26 protein-coding genes are annotated in these 25,383 nt (G+C 54.2%); 15 read left to right on the top strand and 11 right to left on the bottom strand.

The features are described 5' to 3' along the window. Window positions 1-68: 68 nt before the first annotated feature. The 3 genes from clpP to bolA all read right to left on the bottom strand — a co-directional run bounded on the left by clpP (window position 69) and on the right by bolA (window position 2,902). A complete protein-coding gene (gene clpP, locus OGV50_RS06310; RefSeq protein ID WP_003021624.1) occupies window positions 69-692 on the bottom strand; it encodes an ATP-dependent Clp endopeptidase proteolytic subunit ClpP in 624 nt (207 codons plus the stop codon). Window positions 693-938: 246 nt separating this feature from the next. After that, entirely contained in the window at window positions 939-2,237 is a 1,299-nt protein-coding gene (tig, locus tag OGV50_RS06305) for a trigger factor (RefSeq protein WP_012133545.1), read from the bottom strand. A 347-nt stretch (window positions 2,238-2,584) separates the two neighbouring features. Beyond that, entirely contained in the window at window positions 2,585-2,902 is a 318-nt protein-coding gene (gene bolA / locus OGV50_RS06300; protein ID WP_012133546.1) for a transcriptional regulator BolA, read from the bottom strand. Window positions 2,903-3,206: 304 nt separating this feature from the next. Here bolA and OGV50_RS06295 point away from each other — a divergent pair, with 304 nt between their 5' ends. The 8 genes from OGV50_RS06295 to OGV50_RS06260 all read left to right on the top strand — a co-directional run bounded on the left by OGV50_RS06295 (window position 3,207) and on the right by OGV50_RS06260 (window position 12,181). Further along, complete coding sequence (locus tag OGV50_RS06295) at window positions 3,207-3,785, top strand: lipoprotein (RefSeq protein ID WP_012133548.1); 579 nt, start codon at window positions 3,207-3,209, stop codon at window positions 3,783-3,785. A 44-nt stretch (window positions 3,786-3,829) separates the two neighbouring features. Next, a complete protein-coding gene (ampG, locus tag OGV50_RS06290) occupies window positions 3,830-5,305 on the top strand; it encodes a muropeptide MFS transporter AmpG (protein WP_024130594.1) in 1,476 nt (491 codons plus the stop codon). Window positions 5,306-5,763: 458 nt separating this feature from the next. Beyond that, a complete protein-coding gene (gene cyoA / locus OGV50_RS06285; RefSeq protein WP_012133550.1) occupies window positions 5,764-6,711 on the top strand; it encodes a cytochrome o ubiquinol oxidase subunit II in 948 nt (315 codons plus the stop codon). Between the two features lie 19 nt (window positions 6,712-6,730). Then, complete coding sequence (gene cyoB, locus OGV50_RS06280) at window positions 6,731-8,722, top strand: cytochrome o ubiquinol oxidase subunit I (protein WP_115181906.1); 1,992 nt, start codon at window positions 6,731-6,733, stop codon at window positions 8,720-8,722. Then, on the top strand, window positions 8,712-9,332 hold the full coding sequence (locus OGV50_RS06275) for a cytochrome o ubiquinol oxidase subunit III (protein ID WP_012133552.1): 621 nt from the start codon (window positions 8,712-8,714) through the stop codon (window positions 9,330-9,332). Before cyoB ends, OGV50_RS06275 begins: the two co-directional genes overlap by 11 nt. Beyond that, window positions 9,332-9,661, top strand: a complete 330-nt coding sequence (locus tag OGV50_RS06270; RefSeq protein ID WP_012133553.1) for a cytochrome o ubiquinol oxidase subunit IV — start codon at window positions 9,332-9,334, stop codon at window positions 9,659-9,661. The genes OGV50_RS06275 and OGV50_RS06270 overlap by 1 nt, the downstream gene beginning before the upstream one ends. 11 nt (window positions 9,662-9,672) lie before the next feature. Then, window positions 9,673-10,563 (top strand): heme o synthase, encoded by an 891-nt coding sequence (gene cyoE / locus OGV50_RS06265; RefSeq protein ID WP_072025291.1) that lies wholly within the window; start codon window positions 9,673-9,675, stop codon window positions 10,561-10,563. A gap of 253 nt (window positions 10,564-10,816) precedes the next feature. Then, on the top strand, window positions 10,817-12,181 hold the full coding sequence (locus OGV50_RS06260) for an MFS transporter (protein WP_200093113.1): 1,365 nt from the start codon (window positions 10,817-10,819) through the stop codon (window positions 12,179-12,181). A 172-nt stretch (window positions 12,182-12,353) separates the two neighbouring features. Here the strand turns inward: OGV50_RS06260 and OGV50_RS06255 are convergent, their stop codons facing one another. Continuing rightward, window positions 12,354-12,845, bottom strand: coding sequence for a YajQ family cyclic di-GMP-binding protein (locus tag OGV50_RS06255; RefSeq protein WP_012133556.1), 492 nt, complete (start codon window positions 12,843-12,845; stop codon window positions 12,354-12,356). Between the two features lie 124 nt (window positions 12,846-12,969). Here OGV50_RS06255 and panE point away from each other — a divergent pair, with 124 nt between their 5' ends. Both panE and yajL read left to right on the top strand, forming a co-directional pair. Next, window positions 12,970-13,881 carry a 2-dehydropantoate 2-reductase gene (gene panE / locus OGV50_RS06250; protein ID WP_200073856.1) on the top strand — a complete coding sequence of 304 codons (912 nt, stop codon included), beginning with the start codon at window positions 12,970-12,972 and terminating at the stop codon, window positions 13,879-13,881. After that, window positions 13,844-14,434 (top strand): protein deglycase YajL, encoded by a 591-nt coding sequence (gene yajL / locus OGV50_RS06245; RefSeq protein ID WP_012133558.1) that lies wholly within the window; start codon window positions 13,844-13,846, stop codon window positions 14,432-14,434. The genes panE and yajL overlap by 38 nt, the downstream gene beginning before the upstream one ends. Window positions 14,435-14,539: 105 nt before the next feature. On the opposite strand, the gene thiI is transcribed toward yajL, so the two are convergent. Beyond that, on the bottom strand, window positions 14,540-15,988 hold the full coding sequence (gene thiI, locus OGV50_RS06240) for a tRNA uracil 4-sulfurtransferase ThiI (protein WP_047458480.1): 1,449 nt from the start codon (window positions 15,986-15,988) through the stop codon (window positions 14,540-14,542). Between the two features lie 195 nt (window positions 15,989-16,183). Here thiI and xseB point away from each other — a divergent pair, with 195 nt between their 5' ends. From xseB to yajO, 4 genes are read left to right on the top strand one after another with little or no spacing between them, the layout of a single operon-like run. Continuing rightward, window positions 16,184-16,426: an exodeoxyribonuclease VII small subunit gene (xseB, locus tag OGV50_RS06235; RefSeq protein ID WP_012133560.1), complete on the top strand. Its 243-nt coding sequence runs from the start codon at window positions 16,184-16,186 to the stop codon at window positions 16,424-16,426. Beyond that, a complete protein-coding gene (gene ispA / locus OGV50_RS06230) occupies window positions 16,427-17,326 on the top strand; it encodes a (2E,6E)-farnesyl diphosphate synthase (RefSeq protein WP_049008396.1) in 900 nt (299 codons plus the stop codon). Window positions 17,327-17,358: 32 nt separating this feature from the next. After that, complete coding sequence (gene dxs, locus OGV50_RS06225; RefSeq protein WP_047458486.1) at window positions 17,359-19,221, top strand: 1-deoxy-D-xylulose-5-phosphate synthase; 1,863 nt, start codon at window positions 17,359-17,361, stop codon at window positions 19,219-19,221. Window positions 19,222-19,277: 56 nt separating this feature from the next. Continuing rightward, window positions 19,278-20,252: a 1-deoxyxylulose-5-phosphate synthase YajO gene (gene yajO / locus OGV50_RS06220; protein ID WP_200093111.1), complete on the top strand. Its 975-nt coding sequence runs from the start codon at window positions 19,278-19,280 to the stop codon at window positions 20,250-20,252. 94 nt (window positions 20,253-20,346) lie between these two features. Here yajO and pgpA read toward each other — a convergent pair whose 3' ends face one another. From pgpA to nrdR, 6 genes are all read right to left on the bottom strand, one after another. Next, the gene (pgpA, locus tag OGV50_RS06215) at window positions 20,347-20,862 is read right to left on the bottom strand and encodes a phosphatidylglycerophosphatase A (RefSeq protein ID WP_012133564.1); all 516 of its coding nucleotides are present in this window, start codon (window positions 20,860-20,862) and stop codon (window positions 20,347-20,349) included. Continuing rightward, entirely contained in the window at window positions 20,840-21,817 is a 978-nt protein-coding gene (thiL, locus tag OGV50_RS06210; RefSeq protein WP_200093110.1) for a thiamine-phosphate kinase, read from the bottom strand. The genes pgpA and thiL overlap by 23 nt, the downstream gene beginning before the upstream one ends. A 75-nt stretch (window positions 21,818-21,892) precedes the next feature. Next, entirely contained in the window at window positions 21,893-22,312 is a 420-nt protein-coding gene (nusB, locus tag OGV50_RS06205) for a transcription antitermination factor NusB (RefSeq protein WP_000801129.1), read from the bottom strand. A gap of 19 nt (window positions 22,313-22,331) precedes the next feature. Further along, entirely contained in the window at window positions 22,332-22,802 is a 471-nt protein-coding gene (gene ribH, locus OGV50_RS06200; protein WP_001021161.1) for a 6,7-dimethyl-8-ribityllumazine synthase, read from the bottom strand. Between the two features lie 85 nt (window positions 22,803-22,887). Continuing rightward, on the bottom strand, window positions 22,888-23,991 hold the full coding sequence (ribD, locus tag OGV50_RS06195) for a bifunctional diaminohydroxyphosphoribosylaminopyrimidine deaminase/5-amino-6-(5-phosphoribosylamino)uracil reductase RibD (RefSeq protein WP_047458495.1): 1,104 nt from the start codon (window positions 23,989-23,991) through the stop codon (window positions 22,888-22,890). Window positions 23,992-23,994: 3 nt separating this feature from the next. Beyond that, entirely contained in the window at window positions 23,995-24,444 is a 450-nt protein-coding gene (nrdR, locus tag OGV50_RS06190; protein ID WP_012904816.1) for a transcriptional regulator NrdR, read from the bottom strand. Window positions 24,445-24,596: 152 nt separating this feature from the next. On the opposite strand from nrdR, the gene OGV50_RS06185 reads away from it, so the two are divergent. After that, entirely contained in the window at window positions 24,597-25,136 is a 540-nt protein-coding gene (locus tag OGV50_RS06185) for a SadB/YajI family lipoprotein (protein WP_049008390.1), read from the top strand. The last annotated feature ends 247 nt before the right edge of the window (window positions 25,137-25,383 follow it).

Genomic DNA, 25,383 nt, shown 5'->3' with positions numbered 1-25,383 from the left:
CGCAAGTCGCTTGTCAGCGTTGTGCCGCCCCTGGATAGTATTATAGCGGCACACCTGCGCCCTGGGCATCAATTACGATGGGTCAAAATCGAGTCGACCAGACCGTACTCCACCGCTTCAGACGCGGAGAGGAAGCGGTCGCGCTCGGTATCACGTTCAATCTGCTCAAGAGACTGACCCGTATGGTGCGCCATAAGTTCATTCATGCGCCCTTTCACCTTCAGGATTTCACGGGCATGAATTTCAATATCTGTCGCCTGGCCCTGATAACCGCCGAGAGGCTGGTGAATCATGACGCGAGAGTTAGGCAGGCAGAAACGTTTGCCTTTTGCGCCAGCAGTCAGCAGGAACGCGCCCATAGAAGCCGCCTGGCCCATACAAATCGTGCTAACGTCCGGCTTAATAAACTGCATGGTGTCGTAGATAGACATCCCTGCGGTGATAACCCCGCCTGGGGAGTTAATGTACAGGTAGATATCTTTTTCCGGGTTTTCCGCTTCCAGGAACAGCATCTGCGCCACAATCAGGTTAGCCATATGGTCTTCGACCTGGCCAGTCAGAAAAATGACACGTTCCTTAAGTAGACGAGAATAGATATCAAAAGAGCGCTCACCACGTGAGGTCTGTTCAATGACCATCGGCACCAGCGCCATATGGGGTGCAAAGTTATCTCGTTCGCCGCTGTATGACATTTCCGTCTCCTGGATAAAAATTGAAAAAACCTGCTGTACCGATTGTAACCTTATGGACGGATTATCAGCTAGTCCCTCTGTTATGGGTACGGCATCGCCATAATTCAAGCATAACAATCTTTTGTTGTAACGCTAACACTGAAACGCTGTTTTCGCACTCTTCCATGCAAAATGCGTGACAAAAAAAAGCCCGCCACCTGGAGGTGACGGGCTCTTGTGCGAATTTCGTGCTAATTAAGCGACGAATTACGCCTGCTGGTTCATCAGTTCGTTGAAGGAAGTGGCTTTTTCAGTCACTTTCGCTTTCGCCAGAACGGCTTCAACAGCCTGCTCTTCCAGAGCGACGTTACGCATGTTGTCCATCAGCTCTTTGTTTTTGCTGTAGAACTCGATAACTTCTTTCGGATCTTCGTACGCAGAAGCCATCTCTTCGATCAGACCTTTAACGCGCTCTTCGTCAGCTTTCAGCTCCTGAGTGCGAATCACTTCGCCCAGCAGCAGGCCGACAACAACGCGACGCTTAGCCTGTTCTTCGAACAGTTCACGCGGCAGTTCCAGCGCTTGCTTCTCGTTGCCGCCGAAACGCTGTGCAGCCTGACGACGCAGAACGTCAACTTCGCTGTCGATCAGCGCAGATGGAACGTCGATGTCGTTCGCTTTCACCAGGCCTTCAATCGCCTGAGACTTCACGCGGTTACGCACCGCGCCTTTCAGCTCGCGTTCCATGTTTTTACGCACTTCAGTACGCAGACCGGCAACAGAACCATCTTCAACGCCGAAACGCTTGATGAATTCTTCGGTCAGTTCCGGCAGCTCGCGCTCTTCAACTTTCTTCAGGTTGATAGCGAATTTAGCGGCTTTACCTTTCAGGTTTTCAGCGTGATATTCTTCCGGGAAGGTCACGTCGATAGTGAACTCTTCGCCTGCTTTATGACCTTTGATACCGTCTTCAAAGCCCGGGATCATACGACCCTGGCCCATCGCCAGTACGAAGTCAGACGCTTTGCCGCCTTCGAACTCTTCACCGTCAACAGAACCGGTGAAGTCGATGGTTACACGGTCTTCTGCATCAGCAGCGCCGTCTTTGTCTTTCCAGGTTGCCTGCTGTTTACGCAGGGTGTCCAGCATCACGTCAACATCGGCGTCGGTCACTTCAACAACCGGTTTTTCAACTTCGATGGATTCCAGACCGGTCAGTTCAACTTCCGGGTAGACTTCAAATTCTACAGCGTAGGTGAAGTCTTCACCCAGTTTGTATTCGCCCGGAACATAGTTCGGTGCGCCAGCCGGGTTGATTTTTTCTTTGATGATCGCGTCAACGAAGTTACGGCTCATCAGGTCACCCAGAACGTCCTGGCGAACAGAAGCGCCATAACGCTGAGCAACAACATTCATCGGTACTTTGCCCTTGCGGAAGCCGTCAATACGCACTTTCTTCGCTACGTTGACCAGCTCGCTTTTCACAGCGGTCTCGATGCTGTCAGCAGCGATAGTAATCGTTACACGGCGGCCAAGGCCTTGAGTGGTTTCAACTGAAACTTGCATCTTGTTACCTCAAAAAATCACAGTGCTCGGTCAACTCTACTCCGCAAGCACAGGTTGTTGGCTTCGCGGAACCGGGATGTTCTCATAATCAATCACATTCCCTGTCGTCAGAATCATCCCGAAGACATTCCGAAAAATAAGACGCCGCATTATAGCGGCATCACTTTTATGAGTCGAGAACGGTTATCGCGCGTTGCTGCGGCTTTTTTCACAATTCCCGGCTAATTTTGGTCTGAATACTGTACATCTCGCTCAAAATTCAGACAAAACAAAACGGCCCGCAGGCCGTTTTCACATAATCTGTAGCAACATACTGGAAAAGCGCCAACAGTTGCAAATGCGTTTTTCTACGCGATGCTTCCTGCGCCACGGCAAGGAGGCGATGCGAAGATCGTATCCTGCAATCCTTCCCACTCCTTAATGGTATAGGTATGCAGGGCCAGCGCATGTACGGTTGTGGAGAGTTCTGCCGTTAACGTACCGTAAATCATCCGGTGGCGATTAAGAAAACGTTCGCCAGTGAAGCGATCGCTGACCAGCACAACCTTAAAGTGGCTCTCAGAGCCTGCCGGAACATTGTGACGATAGCTTTCATCCACAACTTCGAGGAACACGGGTTCGAACGCTGCCCTTAATTTTTCTTCTATTTGCTCACGTATCATCATGAAATATCTCCTCCGACAACGCTGAGATGTCACCCATCCCTTTAAATACTAGCCGCTTTTACCGTTTACATTACATCATGACAACAAAAATTTAGCGTTCGTCTGATATTTTCATTCAAACGTATGAAGTTTACTGACTTATCCATTCATTTGGTTGCGAAAACCCGAAGTAAGGTGTACCGAGGGTCAGAAAACAGACAACGCGATGAATTTACATGCGTTGACCACTTCCCCTCGCCGTTGGCAATGTTATGATGGCGGGAATTTTTATCTATCACGCTTAAGAGTCACTGAGAGCCCGAATATGTTAAAGAAAATCCTCTTTCCATTAATTGCTCTGGTTATGCTGGCAGGGTGCGCAACACCGCCGACAACCATTGACGTATCGCCGAAAATCACACTGCCGCAACAAGATCCAAGCCTGATGGGCGTTACTGTGAGCATCAACGGCGCCGACCAGCGTCAGGATCAGGCGCTGGCGAAAGTTACGCGTAATAACCAACTGGTTACTCTGACCGCTTCCCGCGATCTGCGCTTCCTGCTGCAAGAAGTGCTGGAAAAACAGATGACCGCACGCGGTTATATGGTGGGGCCGAACGGCGCTGTGAACCTGCAAATCATCGTAAATCAGCTGTATGCCGATGTATCTCAGGGTAACGTTCGCTACAACATCGCCACCAAAGCGGATATCGCCATCATCGCGACGGCGGCAAACGGCAACAAGATGACGAAAAACTACCGTGCGAGCTACTCTGTTGAAGGCGCATTCCAGGCGTCCAACCAGAATATCGCCAACGCGGTTAACAGCGTCCTGACCGACACCATCGCTGATATGTCTCAGGACACCAGCATTCACGAATTCATTAAGCAGAACGCACGTTAATTTCTGTCCAGATGGCCCGGCGCTTGTCGGGCCTGTAGATGCCCATGCCCAACCAATATTTACGTATTTTTCAGCAACCGCGTTCAGCTATCCTGTTGATTCTGGGGTTTGCATCAGGTTTACCCCTCGCGCTCACCTCCGGCACGCTACAAGCCTGGATGACCGTTGAGAATATCGATCTCAAAACCATTGGTTTCTTCTCTCTGGTGGGCCAGGCCTACGTCTTTAAATTCCTCTGGTCTCCGGTCATGGACCGTTACACGCCGCCTTTTTTAGGTCGTCGTCGCGGTTGGCTGATTACCACGCAGATTCTGCTGCTGCTCGCCATTGCGGCGATGGGTTTTCTGGAACCCGGCACGCAGTTGCGCTGGATGGCGGCGCTGGCGGTTATCATTGCCTTCTGTTCCGCATCTCAGGACATTGTCTTTGACGCGTGGAAAACGGATGTTCTGCCTGCGGAAGAACGCGGCACCGGGGCGGCGATTAGCGTACTGGGCTATCGGCTAGGAATGCTGGTCTCCGGTGGGCTGGCGCTGTGGCTGGCGGATCGCTGGCTCGGCTGGCAGGGGATGTACTGGCTGATGGCGGCGCTGCTTGTGCCCTGTATTATCGCCACGCTCCTGGCCCCTGAACCTGAAGATTCCATTCCAGTGCCTAAAACGCTGGAACAGGCGGTCGCCGCTCCGCTGCGCGACTTTTTTGGCCGCAACAACGCCTGGCTGATCTTGTTGTTAATCGTGCTGTATAAGCTGGGCGACGCGTTCGCCATGAGTCTGACCACCACCTTTTTGATTCGCGGCGTTGGTTTTGATGCCGGTGAAGTCGGCGTGGTCAATAAAACGCTGGGACTGCTGGCGACGATTGTCGGCGCGCTGTACGGCGGCATCCTGATGCAGCGCCTTTCCCTTTTCCGCGCGCTGCTGATTTTCGGCATTCTGCAAGGCGTTTCCAACGCCGGTTACTGGCTGCTTTCCGTGACGGACAAGCATATGTTCAGCATGGCCGCAGCGGTCTTCTTCGAGAACCTGTGCGGCGGAATGGGAACAGCGGCCTTTGTCGCATTGTTAATGACGCTGTGCAACAAATCGTTTTCCGCCACCCAGTTTGCCCTGCTCTCCGCGCTCTCTGCGGTGGGACGCGTGTATGTCGGCCCCGTTGCCGGATGGTTTGTCGAAGCGCATGGCTGGCCCACGTTTTATCTCTTTTCTGTCGCAGCGGCCGTGCCTGGCCTTCTGCTTCTGCTGGTTTGTCGTCAAACCCTTGAACACAGTTGGGAAAGCGAAAGCTTCATCCCCCGTACGGAATTTCGCGGGGCGTATGGTCTGGCGCTGCTGACGCTAATGATCGGTTGCGGCCTGCTGGCGGTATGGCTGTTGCTGCTGACGATGAACGCCGTGGACTACACTCGCTTCTCCTTCCTGCCCGAACTGCTTGAGGCGGGAGTCATGGTGGCGATATGCGGCATTTTGTTCGGCGGGGTGCTGGATTATCTGGCGCTACGCAAAACACGTCTTGTGTAAGCGGGCAACGTTATTTGCCGTTGTAATAACAGAGCGAAATTATAACGGCTAAATAAGCAGCAGTTGCGAAAAATAATATTTGTTGTTTTGTGCGCAATAGCATCTGGAAATTATTGACGCCTTTTATAGATTTTATTTTCCTTACTCGATTCAGCCAATATAGTTTTATTTTTTGTTTTTCATTTGTCTCTTTGTTGATAATTAATTGTTAAACAATTGTTTTAATTTTACATTGGTTATACCAATTACCCTGCAAGTCCTGCCTTCCTGCCCTCTTTCGTTATAACGTGATGTTGCAACAGGTTCTTAAAGTCAACGCGACATATCCTGCAACATATGTGACATGCCCGGCAGAACCCAGTAACACAGATCCAATCATGTTTACAGTAATGTAACCTTCCCGTAAAATGCCCACACACTTTAAACGCCACCAGGTCCCGTGGAATTGAGGTCGTTAAATGAGACTCAGGAAATACAATAAAAGTTTGGGATGGTTGTCATTAATTGCAGGCACTGCATTACTCAGTGGCTGTAATTCTGCACTTCTTGACCCCAAAGGACAGATTGGACTGGAACAACGTTCACTGATACTGACGGCTTTTGGCCTGATGTTGATTGTCGTGATTCCCGCCATCTTGATGGCTGTTGGTTTCGCCTGGAAGTACCGTGCGAGCAATAAAGATGCGAAGTACAGCCCGAACTGGTCACACTCCAATAAAGTGGAAGCTGTGGTCTGGACGGTGCCGATTCTGATCATCATTTTCCTTGCTGTACTTACCTGGAAAACCACTCACGCTCTTGAGCCAAGCAAGCCGCTGGCGCATGACGAGAAGCCCATTACCATCGAAGTGGTTTCCATGGACTGGAAATGGTTCTTCATCTACCCGGAACAGGGCATCGCAACCGTGAATGAAATCGCCTTCCCGGCGAACACTCCGGTTTATTTCAAAGTGACCTCCAACTCCGTGATGAACTCCTTCTTTATCCCGCGTCTGGGTAGCCAGATTTATGCCATGGCCGGTATGCAGACTCGACTGCATCTGATTGCCAACGAAGCCGGTACCTATGATGGTATTTCCGCAAGCTATAGCGGCCCTGGTTTCTCCGGTATGAAGTTCAAAGCTATCGCCACGCCGGACCGCGCCACATTCGACCAGTGGGTTGCTAAAGCTAAACAGTCACCGAACACCATGAGCGACATGGCTGCGTTCGAGAAAGTGGCTGCGCCAAGCGAATACAACCAGGTGGAATATTTCTCCAACGTGAAACCGGATTTGTTTAAAGACGTCATTAACAAATTTATGGCTCACGGTAAGAGCATGGACATGACCCAACCGGAAGGTGAGCACAGCTCGCATGAAGGCATGGAAGGCATGGACATGAGCCACGCGGAATCCGCTCACTAAGGGGCCGAGGAAGAAAACGATGTTCGGAAAATTGACACTGGATGCAGTCCCGTTCCATGAACCTATCGTCATGGTTACGATCGCTGCCATTATCGTCGGGGGTCTGGCGCTTTTAGCCTTGATCACTTACTTCGGTAAGTGGACCTACCTATGGAAAGAGTGGCTTACTTCGGTTGACCACAAGCGTCTTGGCATCATGTATGTCATCGTCGCAATTGTTATGTTGATACGCGGCTTTGCCGACGCCATCATGATGCGTAGCCAGCAGGCGCTGGCTTCTGCGGGTGAAGCGGGCTTCCTGCCGCCGCATCACTACGATCAGATCTTCACCGCTCACGGCGTGATCATGATCTTCTTCGTGGCAATGCCATTCGTTATCGGTCTGATGAACCTGGTGGTTCCGTTGCAGATCGGCGCGCGTGACGTTGCGTTCCCGTTCCTGAACAACCTGAGCTTCTGGTTCACCGTTGTCGGCGTTATCCTGGTTAACCTGTCTCTGGGCGTTGGTGAGTTCGCGCAGACCGGCTGGCTGGCTTATCCGCCGCTCTCGGGAATAGAGTACAGTCCGAGTGTCGGGGTCGATTACTGGATCTGGAGTCTCCAGCTATCCGGTATCGGTACGACGCTGACCGGTATCAACTTCTTCGTGACGATTCTGAAGATGCGTGCGCCGGGCATGACCATGTTCAAGATGCCGGTATTTACCTGGGCATCGCTGTGCGCGAACATCCTGATTATCGCCTCCTTCCCAATTCTGACTGTCACCGTCGCGCTGCTGACCCTGGATCGCTATCTGGGCACCCATTTCTTTACCAACGATATGGGCGGCAACATGATGATGTACATCAACCTGATTTGGGCCTGGGGCCACCCGGAAGTGTACATCCTGGTTCTGCCGGTCTTCGGGGTGTTCTCCGAAATCGCTGCAACCTTCTCGCGTAAACGCCTGTTTGGTTACACCTCGCTGGTTTGGGCGACCGTGTGTATCACCGTTCTGTCGTTCATCGTTTGGCTGCACCACTTCTTCACCATGGGTGCGGGCGCGAACGTAAACGCCTTCTTCGGTATTACCACGATGATTATCGCAATCCCGACCGGGGTTAAGATCTTCAACTGGCTGTTCACCATGTACCAGGGGCGTATTGTCTTCCACTCAGCGATGCTGTGGACGATCGGCTTTATCGTGACCTTCTCGGTCGGCGGTATGACTGGCGTTCTGCTGGCGGTTCCGGGCGCGGACTTCGTTCTGCACAACAGCCTGTTCCTGATTGCGCACTTCCATAACGTTATCATCGGCGGTGTGGTCTTCGGGTGCTTCGCCGGTATGACCTACTGGTGGCCGAAAGCGTTCGGCTTCACGCTGAACGAGACCTGGGGTAAACGCGCATTCTGGTTCTGGATCATCGGCTTCTTCGTGGCGTTTATGCCGCTGTACGTGCTGGGCTTCATGGGGATGACCCGTCGTCTCAGCCAGCAGATTGACCCGCAGTTCCATCCAATGCTGCTGATTGCCGCCTGTGGCGCCGCGCTGATTGCACTGGGCATCCTGTGCCAGCTGATTCAGATCTTCGTTTCTATTCGCGACCGCGAGCAGAACCGCGACCTGACCGGCGACCCGTGGGGCGCGCGTACGCTGGAGTGGGCAACCTCTTCTCCGCCTCCGTTCTATAACTTTGCCGTCGTGCCGCACGTTCACGAACGTGATGCCTTCTGGGAAATGAAAGAAAAAGGCGAAGCGTACAAACAGCCTGCGCATTATGAAGAAATTCATATGCCGAAAAACAGCGGTGCGGGCATCGTTATCGCCGCCTTCTCCACTATTTTTGGTTTCGCCATGATCTGGCATATCTGGTGGCTGGCGATTGCAAGCTTCGCAGGCATGATCATCAGCTGGATTGTTAAGAGCTTTGACGAGGACGTGGACTACTACGTACCAGTCCCGGAAGTCGAAAAACTGGAAAACCAGCATTTCGATGAGATTTCTAAGGCAGGGCTGAAAAATGGCAACTGATACTTTAGCGCAAACGCACGCGACTGCCCACGCGCACGAACACGGGCACCACGATGCAGGCCAGACCAAAATCTTCGGATTTTGGATCTACCTGATGAGCGACTGCATTCTGTTCTCTATTCTGTTCGCAACCTATGCCGTTCTGGTGAACGGCACCGCAGGCGGCCCGACAGGTAAGGACATTTTTGAACTGCCGTTCGTTCTGGTTGAAACTTTCCTGCTGTTGTTCAGCTCCATCACCTACGGCATGGCGGCTATCGCCATGCACAAGGATAACAAGAGCCAGGTTGTCTCCTGGCTGGCGTTGACCTTCTTGTTCGGTGCCGGATTTATCGGGATGGAAATCTACGAATTCCATCACCTGATTGTTGAAGGCATGGGCCCGGATCGCAGCGGCTTCCTGTCTGCGTTCTTCGCGCTGGTCGGTACGCACGGTCTGCACGTCACCTCCGGTCTTATCTGGATGGCGGTGCTGATGGTGCAGATCGCCCGTCGCGGCCTGACCAGCACTAACCGTACCCGCATCATGTGCCTGAGCCTGTTCTGGCACTTCCTGGATGTGGTGTGGATCTGTGTGTTCACTGTTGTTTATCTGATGGGGGCGATGTAATGAGTCATTCTACCGATCACAGCGGCGCGTCCCACGGCAGCGTAAAAACCTACATGACAGGTTTTATTCTGTCGATCATCCTGACGGTCATTCCGTTCTGGATGGTGATGACGGGTACAGGTTCCCCGGCCGTGATTCTGGGGACTATCCTGGCGATGGCAGTGGTGCAGATTCTGGTGCATCTGGTGTGCTTCCTGCACATGAATACGAAATCTGACGAAGGCTGGAACATGACGGCCTTTGTCTTTACCGTGCTGATCATTGCCATTCTGGTGGTGGGCTCCATCTGGATTATGTGGAACCTGAACTACAATATGATGATGCACTAAGAGCGGCGGTTATGATGTTTAAGCAATACCTGCAAGTAACGAAACCAGGCATCATCTTTGGCAACCTGATCTCGGTGATTGGGGGATTCCTGCTGGCTTCTAAAGGCAGCATCGACTATCCCCTGTTTATCTATACGCTGGTCGGGGTGTCACTGGTTGTGGCGTCGGGTTGTGTATTTAACAACTACATCGACAGGGATATCGACAGGAAGATGGAAAGGACCAAGAATCGGGTGCTGGTCAAAGGCCTGATTTCTCCTGCTGTCTCGCTGGTGTACGCCACCTTGCTGGGTATTGCTGGCTTTATGCTGCTGTGGTTTGGCGCAAATCCTCTGGCCTGCTGGCTGGGGGTGATGGGCTTCGTGGTGTATGTCGGCATTTATAGTCTGTACATGAAACGCCACTCCGTTTACGGCACGCTGATTGGTTCTCTCTCCGGCGCTGCGCCGCCGGTGATTGGCTACTGCGCCGTAACGGGCGAGTTCGACAGCGGCGCGCTGATTCTGCTGGCGATCTTTAGCCTGTGGCAGATGCCGCACTCTTACGCTATCGCGATTTTCCGCTTCAAGGATTATCAGGCTGCCAACATTCCGGTTCTGCCGGTGGTGAAAGGCATCTCGGTGGCGAAGAACCATATCACGCTGTACATCATCGCCTTTGCCGTTGCGACGCTGATGCTCTCCCTGGGCGGCTATGCCGGATATAAATATCTGGTGGTCGCGGCAGCCGTGAGCGTCTGGTGGCTCGGAATGGCCCTGCGCGGTTACAAAGTGGAAGATGACAAAGTCTGGGCGCGTAAGCTGTTCGGCTTTTCCATCATCGCCATCACTGCGTTAAGCGTGATGATGTCCGTCGACTTTATGGTGCCGGACTCACACAGCCTGCTGGCTTCGGTCTGGTAACACCCGCCCCGCAACAAATCTTCTGCCGGATGGAGGCTTACGCCTTATCCGGCCTACGGAAACCGCATAGCGCCATCGGGCATTACGCAACGCGCTCAACAAGTAGGCCGGATAAAACGCTTTCGCGTTGCCATCCGGCATTTTATTGCCTGATAAAATCCCCCTCACAAACGCAACATTTGTTCATTAAGCACGTATTTACCCCACCCGTTTACCGCTTTACACTAGTCGCGGATTTTATACAGAGGTGGGAATGAACGATTACAAAATGACGCCGGGTGAGTTGCGCGCCACCTGGGGTTTAGGGACTGTATTTTCTTTGCGCATGCTTGGCATGTTTATGGTCCTGCCGGTTCTGACCACCTATGGTATGGCGCTTCAGGGCGCCAGCGAAGCCTTGATCGGCATTGCTATCGGTATTTACGGCCTGGCGCAAGCCGTTTTCCAGATCCCCTTTGGGTTACTCTCAGACCGCGTCGGGCGTAAGCCGTTAATTATCGGCGGTCTGGCCGTGTTCGTGCTGGGTAGCGTGATCGCCGCGCTGTCTGACTCCATCTGGGGGATTATTCTTGGCCGCGCGCTACAAGGTTCTGGCGCAATCGCCGCCGCCGTCATGGCGCTGCTGTCTGACTTAACCCGCGAGCAAAACCGAACCAAAGCGATGGCGTTTATCGGCGTCAGTTTTGGTATTACCTTCGCTATTGCGATGGTGCTTGGGCCGATCGTCACCCACAAACTGGGGCTGAACGCCCTGTTCTGGATGATTGCCGCACTCGCCGCGCTCGGCATCGCCCTGACCATTTGGGTTGTCCCCAACAGCACAACCCACGTATTGAACCGTGAATCCGGCATGGTGAAAGGCAGTTTCAGCAAAGTGCTGGCCGAACCTAAGCTGTTGAAGCTTAACTTCGGCATCATGTGTCTGCATATTCTGCTGATGTCGACCTTCGTCGCCCTCCCCGGCCAGCTTGCCGCTGCCGGTTTCCCCGCCGCCGAACACTGGAAGATTTATCTGGTCACAATGCTGATCTCATTTGGCTCCGTAGTCCCGTTCATTATCTACGCCGAAGTCAAACGCCGGATGAAGCGGGTCTTTCTGCTGTGCGTCGCGTTGATACTGATTGCCGAAGTCGTGCTGTGGGGCGCAGGCGTGCACTTCTGGGGGTTAATTGCCGGGGTACAGCTGTTCTTCCTCGCTTTTAACCTGATGGAAGCCCTCCTCCCCTCGCTGATCAGCAAAGAGTCTCCTGCCGGTTATAAGGGCACTGCGATGGGCGTTTACTCCACCAGCCAGTTCCTCGGCGTCGCGATTGGCGGCTCGCTGGGCGGCTGGGTGAATGGTCTGTTCGGCGGTCAGGCGGTATTTCTGGCTGGCGCATTGCTGACCGTCGTCTGGCTGGCGGTAGCAAGTACGATGAAAGAACCGCCGTATGTCAGCAGCTTACGCGTGGAAATTCCGCCGGAGATTGCCGCCGATGACGCGCTGAAACAGCGTCTGCTGGCGACTGAAGGTGTGAGTGAGGTGCTGATCGCAGAGAAAGAGCATTCCGCCTATGTGAAGATCGACAGCAAAGTGACCAACCGTTTTGAGGTTGAGCAGGCGATCAGGCTGGCGTGAGAAGTGCCGGATGGCGGCTACCGCCTTATCCGGCCTACAGAGCACGCACGTTGTAGGCCCGGTAAGCATCGCGCCACCGGGCATAATGCTGGATGGCGGCTGCGCCTTATCCGGCCTACAAGACCGCATTGTCCGTAGGCCGGATAAGCGCAGCGCCATCAGACATCACAACTTAATCGCGGAAGTTTTTGAACTGGAACGGCTGTCCCAAATCCCCGCCGCGCACCAGCGCCATGACGGATTGCAGATCGTCACGGGATTTTCCGGTCACACGGATCTCTTCCCCCTGAATTTGCGCCTGCACTTTCAGCTTGCTGTCTTTAATCAGCTTCACGATCTTCTTCTGAACCGCGCTTTCAATGCCCTGCTTCAGCTTCGCTTCCACAAACCAGGTTTTACCGCTGTGGACAAATGCTTCCGGCACATCCAGCGAACTGCCTTCAATGCCGCGCTTGAGCAGCTTCGCGCGCAGAATATCCAGCAGCTGATTCACCTGGAAATCCGATTCGCTCAGTACTTTGATGGTTTTGTTCGCGTCGTTTAATTCAAACGTGGCCTCAACGCCACGAAAATCAAAGCGTGATTCGACTTCGCGAGTCGCATTATCTACTGCGTTACGCGCTTCCTGAAGATCGACTTCAGAGACAATATCGAAAGATGGCATCTTTTCCTCTCCCTTCGTTTTTGATGCGAAGCATAATACCCGTAACGAGACATAACGAGAAGCTTAGCTGATGGCGCTATACTTAGGCCATAACACCTGGCGCTGTTGCAGGTGAGGAGGAACAATGAAAATTACCGTACTGGGATGCGGAGCCTTAGGGCAACTTTGGCTTACAGCGCTGTGCAAACATGGACATGAAGTACAGGGTTGGCTGCGCGTACCGCAACCCTATTGCAGCGTGAATCTGATAGAGACGGACGGTTCAATATTTAACGAATCCCTGACGGCGAACGATCCTGATTTTCTGGCCAACAGCGATCTGCTGCTGGTCACGCTGAAAGCCTGGCAGGTCTACGATGCCGTAAGAGGTCTGGTCGCCATTCTGCCTGAAACCACGCCGATCCTGCTGATTCACAACGGGATGGGCACAATCGAAGAGTTGCAAAACATCCCGCAGCCGTTACTGATGGGTACCACGACGCATGCCGCCAGACGCGACGGGAATGTCATCATTCATGTCGCCAACGGCACTACCCATATTGGCCCGGCGCGTGAGCAGGACGGGGACTACAGCTATCTGGCCGATATTTTGCAGGGCGTGCTGCCTGACGTCGCCTGGCACAACAACATTCGCGCAGAGATGTGGCGCAAACTGGCGGTAAACTGTGTGATTAATCCCCTTACCGCGCTATGGGACTGCCCCAACGGCGAATTACGCCACCACCCGGAAGCGGTAATGGCGATATGTCAGGAGGTCGCTGTGGTTATCGAGCGCGAAGGACACCATACGTCGGCGGATGATTTACGTTATTATGTCGATCAAGTGATTGAGAGTACGGCAGAAAATATCTCGTCTATGTTGCAGGACATGCGTGCCCTGCGTCATACCGAGATCGACTATATTACGGGTTACTTGTTAAAACGCGCCCGCGCGCATGGCATCGCCGTCCCGGAAAATGCCCGTCTGTTTGAAATGGTAAAGCGAAAGGAGAGTGAGTATGAGCGCATCGGCACTGGTATGCCTCGCCCCTGGTAGTGAAGAGACCGAAGCGGTCACCACTATCGATCTGCTGGTTCGTGGCGGTATTCAGGTCACGACCGCGAGCGTCGCCAGCGACGGAAATCTCACCATAGTCTGTTCGCGTGGCGTAAAACTGCTGGCGGATGCGCCGCTGGTCGAGGTGGCCGACGGCGATTACGACATCATTGTATTGCCTGGCGGCATTAAGGGCGCGGAGTGTTTTCGCGACAGCCCGTTGCTGGTCGAAACCGTTAAGCAGTTCCACCGTTCCGGGCGTATTGTCGCCGCGATTTGCGCAGCGGCCGCCACGGTTCTCGTTCCGCACGATATCTTTCCCATCGGCAACATGACCGGCTTCCCGGCGTTGAAAGACAACATTCCCGCCGAACAGTGGCAGGATAAACGTGTGGTGTGGGACCCGCGCGTGAAGCTGCTGACCAGCCAGGCGCCAGGGACGTCGATTGACTTCGGACTGAAAATTATCGATCTGCTGGTTGGCCGTGAAAAAGCCCATGAAGTGGCGTCACAGCTGGTGATGGCGGCGGGAATTTATAATTACTACGAATAGCGCCGGATGGCGGTGCGTAGGCCGGATAAGGCGGTTACGCCGTCATCCGGCAATACGTTGCGCCTGATAGCGCGATGCATATCAGGCCTGCAATCATGCTAACAATTACGGACGATACACCTTCACATTCTGGAAGCCCTGTTCACGCAGATAGAGCGCCTGCAAACGGCTCATCACGCCGCGCTCACACCACAGCAGCCAGGTTTTGTTCTGGTCGAGATCGCCAAACTTCGTACTCAGCTTGTAGAACGGCAGAGAAACCACATCCACGCCTTCGATTTTCAGCGGTTTGTCATCCTGCTCATCAACGGAGCGAATATCCAGAATCACGTCGTTCGGGCCAAAGCCGCTGACGGTTTCCACTTCCACCACGTCCTGCCCGGTCTGTTGGGCGATTTCGCGAATATCGACATTGCTCGCTTCCTCAACCACTTTATCGAGAATGCTAAAGTCGAAGTGCTCTTCTTCCGCTTCAATCTTCGCCTTGATCGCTTTCACCGTCGGGCTTTTCGAGATAACGCCGCAGTATTCCGGCATCGTGCGGGCAAAATCTTCCGTACCAATCTGGCGCGCCAGGTTGATGATGTGCTCTTTGTCGTAAGAGATCAGCGGGCGCAGGATCAGCGTATCGGAAACGTTGTCGATAAGACGCAGGTTAGTCAGCGTCTGGCTGGAAACCTGCCCCAGCGCTTCACCCGTCACCAGCGCCTGTACGCCGTAGCGCTCCGCCACTTTCGACGCCGCGCGCACCATCATGCGCTTCAGCACCACGCCCATCTGACCGTCATCGACTTTTTCGAGGATCTCGCCGACCACCGGTTCAAAGTTGATGGCGACAAAACGCACGCGATGCGAACTGCCAAAGCGGTTCCACAGGTAATGCGCCACCTGACGAACGCCGATTTCATGCGCCGCGCCGCCGAGGTTAAAGAAGCAGTAGTGTACGCGGCAGCCGCGACGCATCAGCATATAGCTGGAAACGCCGGAGTCAAAACCGCCGGAGATCAGCGACAGGACATCTTCCTGGGTGCCGATCGGGAAACCGCCGATACCTTCGTAACGGCCTTTAATCAGCAGCAGACGATCGTCTTCCACTTCCAGATGTACCGTCACATCCGGGTTGGTCAGCTTCACGCGCGCCGATTCAATATGCTGATTTAAACCGCCGCCGACGTAACGTTCCACCTCAATGGAGCTAAACTCATGCTTACCACGACGTTTAACGCGCACACAGAAGGTTTTGCCCTCAAGCCGATCGCGATACTGCACCAGCGCTTTCTCAAAGATATCGTGCATATCAGTGAACGGCACATCTTCGACTTCGAGAATATGGTGGATGCCCGGAATACGGGTCAGCGCGTCGCGAATCGCCAGGCGTTGATTTTCATCTTTGGCGCGAACTTCAATGTTATCCCAGTGGCGAACAACGGCGAGGGTCTCATCGTAATGCTTTAACACGTTACGGATGTTCCCGGTCAGAATTTTTATAAAGCGCAAACGCACAGATTGGCTTTTGATAGTGATTTCCGGGAACAATTTAATGATAAACTTCATGGCGGCAATGGTTCTTAAGCAAGCATCAAGGCTTGTCGTGGAGAAAAGAGTACAGCAGCCCATACATGGAGCTGCATCCAGGCGCGGAAGTATACCACCATCATGGTCGTCCTGTGCACATTGCGCGTTATTTGATAATTGCTCTGAGTCCGTTACCATATCAGAGCTGAAAATATTGAGAGTCAGATATTCATTATGCCGAAGAAAAATGAGGCGCCCGCCAGCTTTGAAACAGCGCTGAGCGAGCTGGAACAGATTGTTACCCGTCTGGAAAGCGGCGACCTGCCGCTGGAAGAGGCGCTGAACGAATTTGAACGTGGCGTGCAGCTGGCGCGTCAGGGGCAAGCAAAGTTGCAACAGGCCGAGCAGCGTGTGCAGATTCTGCTGTCTGACAATGAAGATGCATCTCCTGAGCCTTTTACACCGGATAATGAGTAAATGGATTTTTCGCAGCAGCTACAGGCCTGCGTCGAGCAGGCCAACCAGGCGCTGAGCCGTTTTATCGCACCACTGCCCTTTCAGAACACTCCCGTGGTCGAAACCATGCAGTATGGCGCATTATTAGGCGGTAAACGTCTGCGCCCGTTCCTGGTTTACGCAACGGGCAGGATGTTTGGCGTAAGCCTGCCCACGCTGGATGCCCCGGCAGCCGCCGTTGAGTGCATTCACGCTTATTCGTTGATTCATGACGATTTACCCGCGATGGACGACGACGACCTGCGTCGCGGTCTGCCGACCTGCCACGTCAAATTTGGCGAAGCGAATGCCATTCTGGCCGGAGATGCCCTGCAAACGCTGGCGTTTTCTATCATCAGCGATGCCCCGATGCCGGAAGTGGCCGACCGCGACCGCATTGCTATGATTTCTGAACTGGCGAACGCCAGCGGCATCGCCGGAATGTGCGGTGGCCAGGCGTTGGATCTTGATGCCGAAGGGAAACAGGTGCCGCTGGAGGCGCTGGAGCGTATCCATCGTCATAAAACGGGCGCCCTGATTCGCGCTGCGGTTCGTCTTGGCGCGCTAAGTGCCGGAGAAATCGGACGAAACGCCTTGCCGATACTCGATAAGTACGCAGAAAGTATCGGCCTTGCCTTCCAGGTCCAGGATGACATTCTGGATGTGGTGGGCGATACTGCAACGTTGGGTAAACGTCAGGGGGCTGACCAGCAACTTGGCAAAAGTACCTACCCTGCACTTCTGGGCCTTGAGCAAGCCCGGAATAAAGCCCGGGATCTGATCGAAGACGCCCGCCAGTCGTTAACGCAGCTGGCAGACCTCTCACTCGATACCTCGGCACTGGAAGCGCTAGCGGACTACATAATCCAGCGTGATAAATAAACAAACAACAAGTCTTACTTAATAGGCCTCTGATGAGTTTTGATATAGCCAAATACCCGACCCTGGCACTGGTCGACTCCACTTCGGAGTTACGCCTGCTACCAAAAGAGAGTCTGCCGAAACTCTGCGACGAACTGCGCCGCTATTTACTCGACAGCGTCAGTCGTTCCAGCGGACATTTCGCCTCCGGGCTGGGCACGGTGGAGCTCACCGTGGCGCTGCACTATGTCTATAACACTCCGTTTGACCAGTTAATCTGGGATGTGGGGCATCAGGCTTATCCGCACAAAATTCTCACCGGGCGTCGGGATAAAATAGGCACCATTCGCCAGAAAGGCGGTTTGCACCCCTTCCCGTGGCGCGGTGAAAGCGAATACGACGTACTGAGCGTCGGCCACTCCTCTACCTCCATTAGCGCAGGCATTGGCATTGCGGTCGCCGCAGAAAAAGAAGGCAAAGACCGCCGCACCGTTTGCGTCATTGGCGACGGGGCGATCACCGCCGGGATGGCGTTCGAAGCGATGAACCACGCGGGCGATATCAAGCCGGACATGCTGGTCATTCTCAACGACAACGAAATGTCGATCTCGGAAAACGTCGGCGCGCTGAACAACCACCTGGCGCAGCTGCTTTCCGGCAAGCTCTACTCGTCCCTGCGTGAAGGCGGGAAGAAAGTGTTCTCCGGCGTGCCGCCAATCAAAGAGCTACTCAAACGTACCGAAGAACATATCAAAGGCATGGTCGTGCCAGGCACGCTGTTTGAAGAGCTGGGCTTTAACTATATCGGCCCGGTCGATGGTCACGACGTGCTGGGGCTGATTACCACGCTGAAGAACATGCGCGATCTGAAAGGCCCGCAGTTCCTGCATATCATGACCAAAAAAGGTCGTGGCTATGAACCGGCGGAAAAAGATCCAATCACCTTCCACGCGGTGCCAAAATTCGATCCGTCCAGCGGCTGCCTGCCAAAAAGCAGCGGCGGCCTGCCGAGCTATTCAAAGATCTTTGGCGACTGGCTGTGCGAAACCGCCGCCAAAGACAGCAAGCTGATGGCAATCACCCCGGCAATGCGCGAAGGTTCCGGCATGGTGGAGTTTTCACGTAAATTCCCCGACCGCTACTTTGACGTGGCGATTGCCGAGCAGCATGCAGTGACCTTTGCCGCCGGTCTGGCGATCGGTGGTTATAAGCCGATCGTGGCGATCTACTCCACCTTCCTGCAACGCGCCTACGATCAGGTGCTGCATGACGTCGCGATCCAAAAACTGCCGGTAATGTTTGCTATCGACCGCGCCGGTATCGTCGGCGCTGACGGGCAGACGCACCAGGGCGCGTTCGATCTCTCTTACCTGCGCTGCATCCCGGAAATGGTCATTATGACGCCGAGCGATGAAAACGAGTGCCGCCAGATGCTGTACACCGGCTATCACTATAACGATGGCCCAACGGCAGTGCGTTATCCGCGTGGCAACGCCGTTGGCGTGGAACTGACGCCGCTGGAAAAACTGCCGATCGGCAAAGGACTCGTCAAACGTCAGGGTGAAAAACTAGCAATTCTGAACTTTGGTACGCTACTGCCGGAAGCGGCAAAAGTCGCCGAATCCCTGAACGCGACCTTAGTCGATATGCGCTTTGTGAAGCCGCTGGATGAAACGCTGATTCTGGAGATGGCTGAACGTCACGAAGCGCTGATCACGCTTGAAGAGAACGCCATTATGGGCGGCGCAGGCAGCGGCGTTAACGAAGTGCTGATGGCGCATCGTAAAGTCGTTCCGGTACTGAATATCGGCCTGCCGGACTTCTTTATCCCGCAGGGTACACAGGACGAGGCCCGCGCGGAACTCGGTCTGGATGCCGCCGGGATTGAGGCCAAAATCAAGGACTGGCTGGCATAATCCCCTCCCCGCTCCTGCTATGCTTAATCAATAACGGGTATAACAGGAGCGGAACAATGCAATACAACACCTTAGGAAAAACAGATCTACGGGTTTCTCGCCTTTGTCTGGGCTGCATGACGTTCGGTGAACCGGATCGCGGCAATCACGCCTGGACGCTACCGGAAGAAAGCAGCCGCCCCATCATTAAGCGCGCGCTTGAAGGCGGTATTAACTTTTTTGATACCGCCAATAGCTATTCCGCAGGCAGCAGCGAAGAGATTGTGGGTCGCGCGCTGCGTGATTTCGCCCGCCGCGAAGAGGTGGTGGTCGCCACCAAAGTTTTTCATCGCGTCGGCGACCTGCCAGAAGGATTATCCCGCGCGCAAATCCTGCGTTCCATTGATGACAGCCTGAAACGTCTGGGTATGGACTATGTGGATATCCTGCAAATTCACCGCTGGGATTACAACACGCCGATAGAAGAGACGCTGGAAGCGCTGAATGATGTGGTGAAGGCCGGTAAGGCGCGCTATATCGGCGCCTCCTCCATGCACGCCGCGCAGTTTGCCCAGGCGCTGGCGCTGCAAAAACAGCACGGCTGGGCGCAGTTTGTCAGTATGCAGGATCATTACAATCTCATCTATCGCGAAGAAGAGCGCGAGATGCTGCCGCTGTGCTATCACGAAGGGATCGCGGTGATTCCGTGGAGCCCGCTGGCACGAGGACGACTGACGCGCCCGTGGGGAGAAACCACCGCACGTTCGGTATCCGATGAGTTCGGCAAGACGCTGTACAGTGAGAGCGATGAGAATGACGCACGGATTGCAGAGCGTCTGACGGGCGTCAGTGAGGATCTTGGCGCAACGCGTGCGCAGGTGGCGCTGGCATGGCTATTGAGTAAACCAGGCATCGCTGCGCCGATTATCGGTACATCACGGGAAGAACAACTGGATGAGTTGCTCAGCGCGGTGGATTTGACGTTGAAGCCAGAGCAGATTGCCGAGCTGGAAACGCCATATAAACAGCACCCGGTGGTCGGATTTAAATAATATTGCCCGATGAGCATGTAGGCCGGATAAGGCATGTATGCCGCCATCCGGCCATACCACGCCTGATGGCGCTACGCTTATCGGGCCTACAGGTTTAAAACAACCCGATGGGCCAATGGTGCCCGATGAAATAAAGCAGACCGGCGGAAATAACCCCTGCGACGATATCGTCAACCATTATCCCCATTCCGCCGTGTACGTTACGGTCGAACCAGCGAATCGGCCAGGGTTTCCACATATCCAGAATACGGAAAATCACAAATCCGGCGGCGACCCACTGCCAGTCCATCGTAGGGAGCGCCATCAGGGTGATCCACATCCCGATAAACTCATCCCAGACAATGCTGCCGTGATCGTGAACGCCCATATCCTTCGCCGTTCGGTGGCAAAGATAAACGCCAATACAGATCCCCAACATCACCACCAGCGAGTAGAGCTGCCAGGGCAGAAATGTCATCAGATACCAGAATGGGATCGCCGCTAACGACCCCATTGTTCCCGGAATAATCGGGCTGAGGCCGCTGCCAAACCCGGTAGCCAGCAAGTGCCACGGGTTACGCAGGCTTAGCCGACTTTTGGCAACATCTTTATGGCGTGGCAAAATGGTCATATCCTTTCCAGTCAAAAGTGACAGGCTTTCCGTCACGCATGAAGCTGATGCCTTCCACATCCGCACTCATTTGTCCGATGCAGGTAAACGATACGCCAAGATTCCCCAGCGCCACATCCAGCGCGCCACGGTTCAACTCCGGTACAGTGAAGCATAATTCATAATCTTCACCGCCGGAAAGCGCCCAGCGCAGCGCCTGCCCGGGATCAACATGACGGGTAACCGCCTCAGAATACCGCAGCGCATCCACATCCACCCGCGCGCCACAGCCGCTGGCGTTAACGATATGCCGCAAATCAGAAATCAGGCCATCGGAAAGATCGATCGCCGCATTCGCCAGGTCGCGCAGGGCTTGCCCCTGCAAAATACGCGGCGTCGGGCGCAGGTGCCGCTTAATCAAGTAGTCTGCGTCTTTCGCATCCGCCACCTGTAAGCGATGCTGTAAAATCGCCAGCCCAGCGGCGCTGTCCCCCGGCGTGCCGGTGATGTAAATCCTGTCGCCAGGTTTTGCCCCGGAACGCTTGAGCGCGCGTCCCACGGGCACATAGCCATGAATACCCAGCGTCATCGACAGCGGCCCACGCGTGGTGTCGCCGCCAATCAGCTGCATATCGTAGTAATTCAGCAGGTCAAACAGGCTGTCGCTAAACGCTTCCAGCCACGCTTCGTCAACGTCCGGCAACGTCAGGGCCAGCGTCAGCCAGGCCGGATCGGCCCCCATCGCCGCCAGATCGCTTAAGTTAACCGCCAGCGCTTTCCAGGCCAGATCGGCAGGATCGATATCAGCCAGGAAATGGTTGCCCGCCACCAGCGTATCGGTACTGATCGCCAGCGTCTGTTTTTCAGGAATATTCAGGAGAGCGCAATCGTCACCGATACCGGTTTCGACGTCGAGACGAGAGCTTCTAACACGGTCAAAATAACGGGCAATCAGGGAGAACTCGCCGCATGCCATACGTTATGCCTCAGCAGAAAAAAAGAAAAGGCCGGAGATAGCGGGAATACATCCCGCCACCAGCCGACCTGGAGATTACTTTTTGTTGGGGCGAATCACAGGTGCTGCTTTGTCCAGTACGCCGTTGACGAACTTGTGGCTGTCTTCGGCGCCGAAGGTCTTCGCCAGTTCAATCGCTTCGTTGATGGCCACTTTATATGGCACATCGCTACGTTTAGACAGTTCAAACAACGCAATACGCAGCACAGCTTTTTCTACCTGACCCAGCTCTTCCAGCAGACGAGACAGGTACGGTTTCATCAATCCGTCCAGGTACGCGCTGTTAGTCGCCACCCCGGACAGCAGTTCACGGAAATACAGAACGTCGACATCTTTTACGTCCTGTTCCGCCAGGAACTGGTATTCAACATCAGCGATGTCGTTCTGGGACAACTGCCAGGAGTAGAGCGCCTGAACGGCACACTCACGAGCGCGGCGACGAGCAGCAGGTTTCACGGATTTCCCCTTACAAAAATCAGGCCTTGATGGCTTTCAATACATTAATCATTTCAAGCGCGGTCAGTGCGGCTTCCGCACCTTTGTTGCCAGCTTTAGTGCCAGCACGTTCGATGGCTTGTTCAATACTTTCAGTGGTCAGAACACCAAAGGCTACCGGGATTTCGCTGTCCTGGGCGACGTGCGCCAGGCCGTTGCTTGCACCGCCAGCCACATATTCAAAGTGCGCGGTACCGCCACGAATCACTGTACCCAGCGCAATCACCGCGTCATATTTACCGGTTTTTGCCAATGCGCCAGCCGCCAGCGGCAGTTCATACGCGCCAGGAACCCAAACCACGGTAATATTTTCATCTTTTACCTGACCAATACGCTTCAGGGCGTCAATCGCGCCTTCCAGCAGGCTGTCATTGATAAAATTGTTGAAACGCGCAATGGTGATGGCGACGCGAGCGTCCGGGGTAGCAACGTTAGCTTCAATAATGTTCATATTCTTCCTTCGGGTTCGATATGGCCCCGCAGGGGGGCGGATTTTATCATAATACTCGACGCGCCGCTTCTCTATTTCGAAGCCTTTACGCGGGAATCAAATGCAGGCAAACATCCGGGCCTACATGGCGTATCTCGTTGAATTTAAAATGGGGTGCCTCGCTCAGTTTCTCAAGCCCCGGCAGCACACATAATCCTCGCGCATCACTTCCTAACAGTTTAGGCGCAACATAGACGATAAGCTCGTCCACCACGCCCGCCTGCAACAGCGCGCCCGCAAGCACCGGCCCGGCCTCCACCCAGATGCTGTTAATCTGCTGTTTACCCAACAGCATCATCAGCACCACCAGATCCAGATGACCGTTATGCTCCGGCACCCGCAGGCTGCGAACCGTCTCAGGCCAGATGCGGGAATCGTCCTGTGTACGGGCAAACCAGGTTTCTCCCGGCTGCTGTACAATACGGTGCTCCGGCGTCACGCGGTTTTGGCTGTCGAGGACAATGCGAATCGGCTGACGCAGGTTTTCCTGCGGATAGAGAGTCTGGGTTGAGGCATCCAGTTCAGGCCAGCGAACCGTTAACGCCGGGTCGTCGGCCAGCACCGTCGCGCTGCTGGTCAGAATCGCATGGCTTTGCGCCCGTAAACGCTGCACATCGCGCCGCGCCTGCGGGGAGGTAATCCACTGGCTTTCACCGCTGGCCATCGCCGTGCGGCCATCCAGCGATGCGCCGAGCTTGAGCTGCACATACGGGAAGCCGGTGCGCATCCGCTTGAGGAAACCTTTGTTCAACTGTTCCGTTTCGCTCATCATCAGCCCGTGGCTGACGTCGATCCCCGCCTGCTGCAAACGGTACAGCCCACGTCCCGCGACCTGCGGATTGGGGTCCTGCATCGCCGCAACGACCCGCGTCACGCCAGCGGCAATCAACGCATCGCAGCACGGCGGCGTACGGCCATGATGGCTACACGGTTCAAGCGTGACATACGCGGTCGCGCCTTTGGCTTTGTCTCCCGCCATACGCAGCGCATGGACTTCAGCATGCGGTTCACCCGCGCGATGATGGTAGCCTTCGCCAACGATTTCGCCATCTTTGACGATCACACAGCCTACATTCGGGTTCGGGTGCGTGGTGAAACGCCCGCGCTGCGCCAGCTTCAGCGCACGCGCCATGTAAAACTCATCCAGCATGGCTTAATCCTGTAGGCGAGCAATCTCTTCGCCGAATTCTTTGATGTCTTCGAAACTCCGATAGACGGAGGCAAAGCGGATGTAAGCCACTTTATCGAGCTTTTTCAGTTGCTCCATCACCAGGTTGCCAATCATTTTGCTGGGAACTTCGCGTTCCCCGGTGGCTCGCAGCTGTGATTTGATGTGATTCAACGCCATTTCGACGTCATCAGAGCTGACAGGGCGTTTTTCCAGCGCTCTTAGCATACCGCTGCGCAACTTCTCTTCGTTGAAAGGTTCACGCACATCGTTACTTTTCACTACGCGCGGCATAACAAGCTCTGCCACTTCAAAGGTAGTGAAACGTTCATTACAGACCAGACACTGCCGACGGCGGCGTACGGAAGAGCCCTCACCCACGAGACGAGAGTCAATAACCTTAGTGTCTACGGCGAAACAGAATGGGCAATGCATACGGCGTCCTGACCAGGTGGTTAACAGAAATCTATTTTACCCTGAACTGGCGCGACAACAAAGGCGGAGCACTTTTGAGACAAAGGATCGATACCTTACGCCCCTTTGCGATCTACCATTAGGGTATCGCGACCATGAAGGAAATAATCTACATGACAAGACGTTACCTAAGAATTCTCCTGGTGGGAAGCCTCTTTAGCCTGAGCGCCTGCGCGCAGCAGAGCGAAGTTCGCCAGATGAACCAAAGCGTCAGCACGCTGAATACGGAAATGGCGCAGTTAAACCGGGAAACCGTGAAGATTACTCAGCAAAATATGTTGAATGCGAAATCCACCAGCGGGGTCTATCTGCTGCCGGGTTCAAAAACGCCTGCCCGCCTGAACAGTCAGATCGGTACGCTGCGTATGTCCCTGGTGAATATTGCGCCCAATGCCGACGGCACACGCGTGACGCTGCGCATTCAGGGTGAGTCCAACGATCCGTTACCGGCGTTTAGCGGTACTGTCGAATACGGGCAGATTCAGGGCACCACGGATAACTATCAGGAAGTGAATGTCCAGAATCAACTGATTAACGCTCCGGCCAGCATCCTGGCGCCGAGCGATGTGGATATCCCGTTACAATTAAACGGATTGACGCCCGACCAGTTAGGTTTTGTCCGCGTTCACGATATCCAGCCTGTTAATCAATAAACTTCCGGCGGAGCGTTTTGTGCGTTCCGCAACATCCCTCCCCGGCTTTTTGTTACTCCTCTGACATCACCGCAATTTTTGCTAAAAGTTGGCAACATTCATGAAAGTCAGTACAATCGCCGCGCTTAAAGTACGCAAACGTGAACGCAATCGATTACGTAGATGATAGATCTGTGAAACAAGACATATTTTTGTGAGCAATGATTTCTATAATAGGCTCCGCAGAAACACGAAATATTTAGAAACG

The organism is Citrobacter sp. CK180 (genome assembly GCF_030333655.1).
Lineage (GTDB): Bacteria > Pseudomonadota > Gammaproteobacteria > Enterobacterales > Enterobacteriaceae > Citrobacter_B > Citrobacter_B koseri.
This window is presented reverse-complemented; position numbering and strand designations above follow the sequence as displayed.

Bases quoted from the DNA above. Each gene is read 5' to 3' on its own strand.
- ispA (WP_049008396.1), top strand. From the start codon at position 16,427: ATGGATTTTTCGCAGCAGCTACAGGCCTGCGTCGAGCAGGCCAACCAG.
- dxs (WP_047458486.1), top strand. From the start codon at position 17,359: ATGAGTTTTGATATAGCCAAATACCCGACCCTGGCACTGGTCGACTCC.
- xseB (WP_012133560.1), top strand. From the start codon at position 16,184: ATGCCGAAGAAAAATGAGGCGCCCGCCAGCTTTGAAACAGCGCTGAGC.
- OGV50_RS06260 (WP_200093113.1), top strand. From the start codon at position 10,817: ATGAACGATTACAAAATGACGCCGGGTGAGTTGCGCGCCACCTGGGGT.
- OGV50_RS06270 (WP_012133553.1), top strand. From the start codon at position 9,332: ATGAGTCATTCTACCGATCACAGCGGCGCGTCCCACGGCAGCGTAAAA.
- OGV50_RS06185 (WP_049008390.1), top strand. From the start codon at position 24,597: ATGACAAGACGTTACCTAAGAATTCTCCTGGTGGGAAGCCTCTTTAGC.
- yajO (WP_200093111.1), top strand. From the start codon at position 19,278: ATGCAATACAACACCTTAGGAAAAACAGATCTACGGGTTTCTCGCCTT.
- clpP (WP_003021624.1), bottom strand. From the start codon at position 692: ATGTCATACAGCGGCGAACGAGATAACTTTGCACCCCATATGGCGCTG.
- ribH (WP_001021161.1), bottom strand. From the start codon at position 22,802: ATGAACATTATTGAAGCTAACGTTGCTACCCCGGACGCTCGCGTCGCC.
- ribD (WP_047458495.1), bottom strand. From the start codon at position 23,991: ATGCTGGATGAGTTTTACATGGCGCGTGCGCTGAAGCTGGCGCAGCGC.
- thiI (WP_047458480.1), bottom strand. From the start codon at position 15,988: ATGAAGTTTATCATTAAATTGTTCCCGGAAATCACTATCAAAAGCCAA.
- OGV50_RS06295 (WP_012133548.1), top strand. From the start codon at position 3,207: ATGTTAAAGAAAATCCTCTTTCCATTAATTGCTCTGGTTATGCTGGCA.
- yajL (WP_012133558.1), top strand. From the start codon at position 13,844: ATGAGCGCATCGGCACTGGTATGCCTCGCCCCTGGTAGTGAAGAGACC.
- OGV50_RS06255 (WP_012133556.1), bottom strand. From the start codon at position 12,845: ATGCCATCTTTCGATATTGTCTCTGAAGTCGATCTTCAGGAAGCGCGT.
- cyoE (WP_072025291.1), top strand. From the start codon at position 9,673: ATGATGTTTAAGCAATACCTGCAAGTAACGAAACCAGGCATCATCTTT.
- tig (WP_012133545.1), bottom strand. From the start codon at position 2,237: ATGCAAGTTTCAGTTGAAACCACTCAAGGCCTTGGCCGCCGTGTAACG.
- cyoA (WP_012133550.1), top strand. From the start codon at position 5,764: ATGAGACTCAGGAAATACAATAAAAGTTTGGGATGGTTGTCATTAATT.
- OGV50_RS06275 (WP_012133552.1), top strand. From the start codon at position 8,712: ATGGCAACTGATACTTTAGCGCAAACGCACGCGACTGCCCACGCGCAC.
- ampG (WP_024130594.1), top strand. From the start codon at position 3,830: ATGCCCAACCAATATTTACGTATTTTTCAGCAACCGCGTTCAGCTATC.
- bolA (WP_012133546.1), bottom strand. From the start codon at position 2,902: ATGATGATACGTGAGCAAATAGAAGAAAAATTAAGGGCAGCGTTCGAA.
- pgpA (WP_012133564.1), bottom strand. From the start codon at position 20,862: ATGACCATTTTGCCACGCCATAAAGATGTTGCCAAAAGTCGGCTAAGC.
- panE (WP_200073856.1), top strand. From the start codon at position 12,970: ATGAAAATTACCGTACTGGGATGCGGAGCCTTAGGGCAACTTTGGCTT.
- cyoB (WP_115181906.1), top strand. From the start codon at position 6,731: ATGTTCGGAAAATTGACACTGGATGCAGTCCCGTTCCATGAACCTATC.
- nrdR (WP_012904816.1), bottom strand. From the start codon at position 24,444: ATGCATTGCCCATTCTGTTTCGCCGTAGACACTAAGGTTATTGACTCT.
- thiL (WP_200093110.1), bottom strand. From the start codon at position 21,817: ATGGCATGCGGCGAGTTCTCCCTGATTGCCCGTTATTTTGACCGTGTT.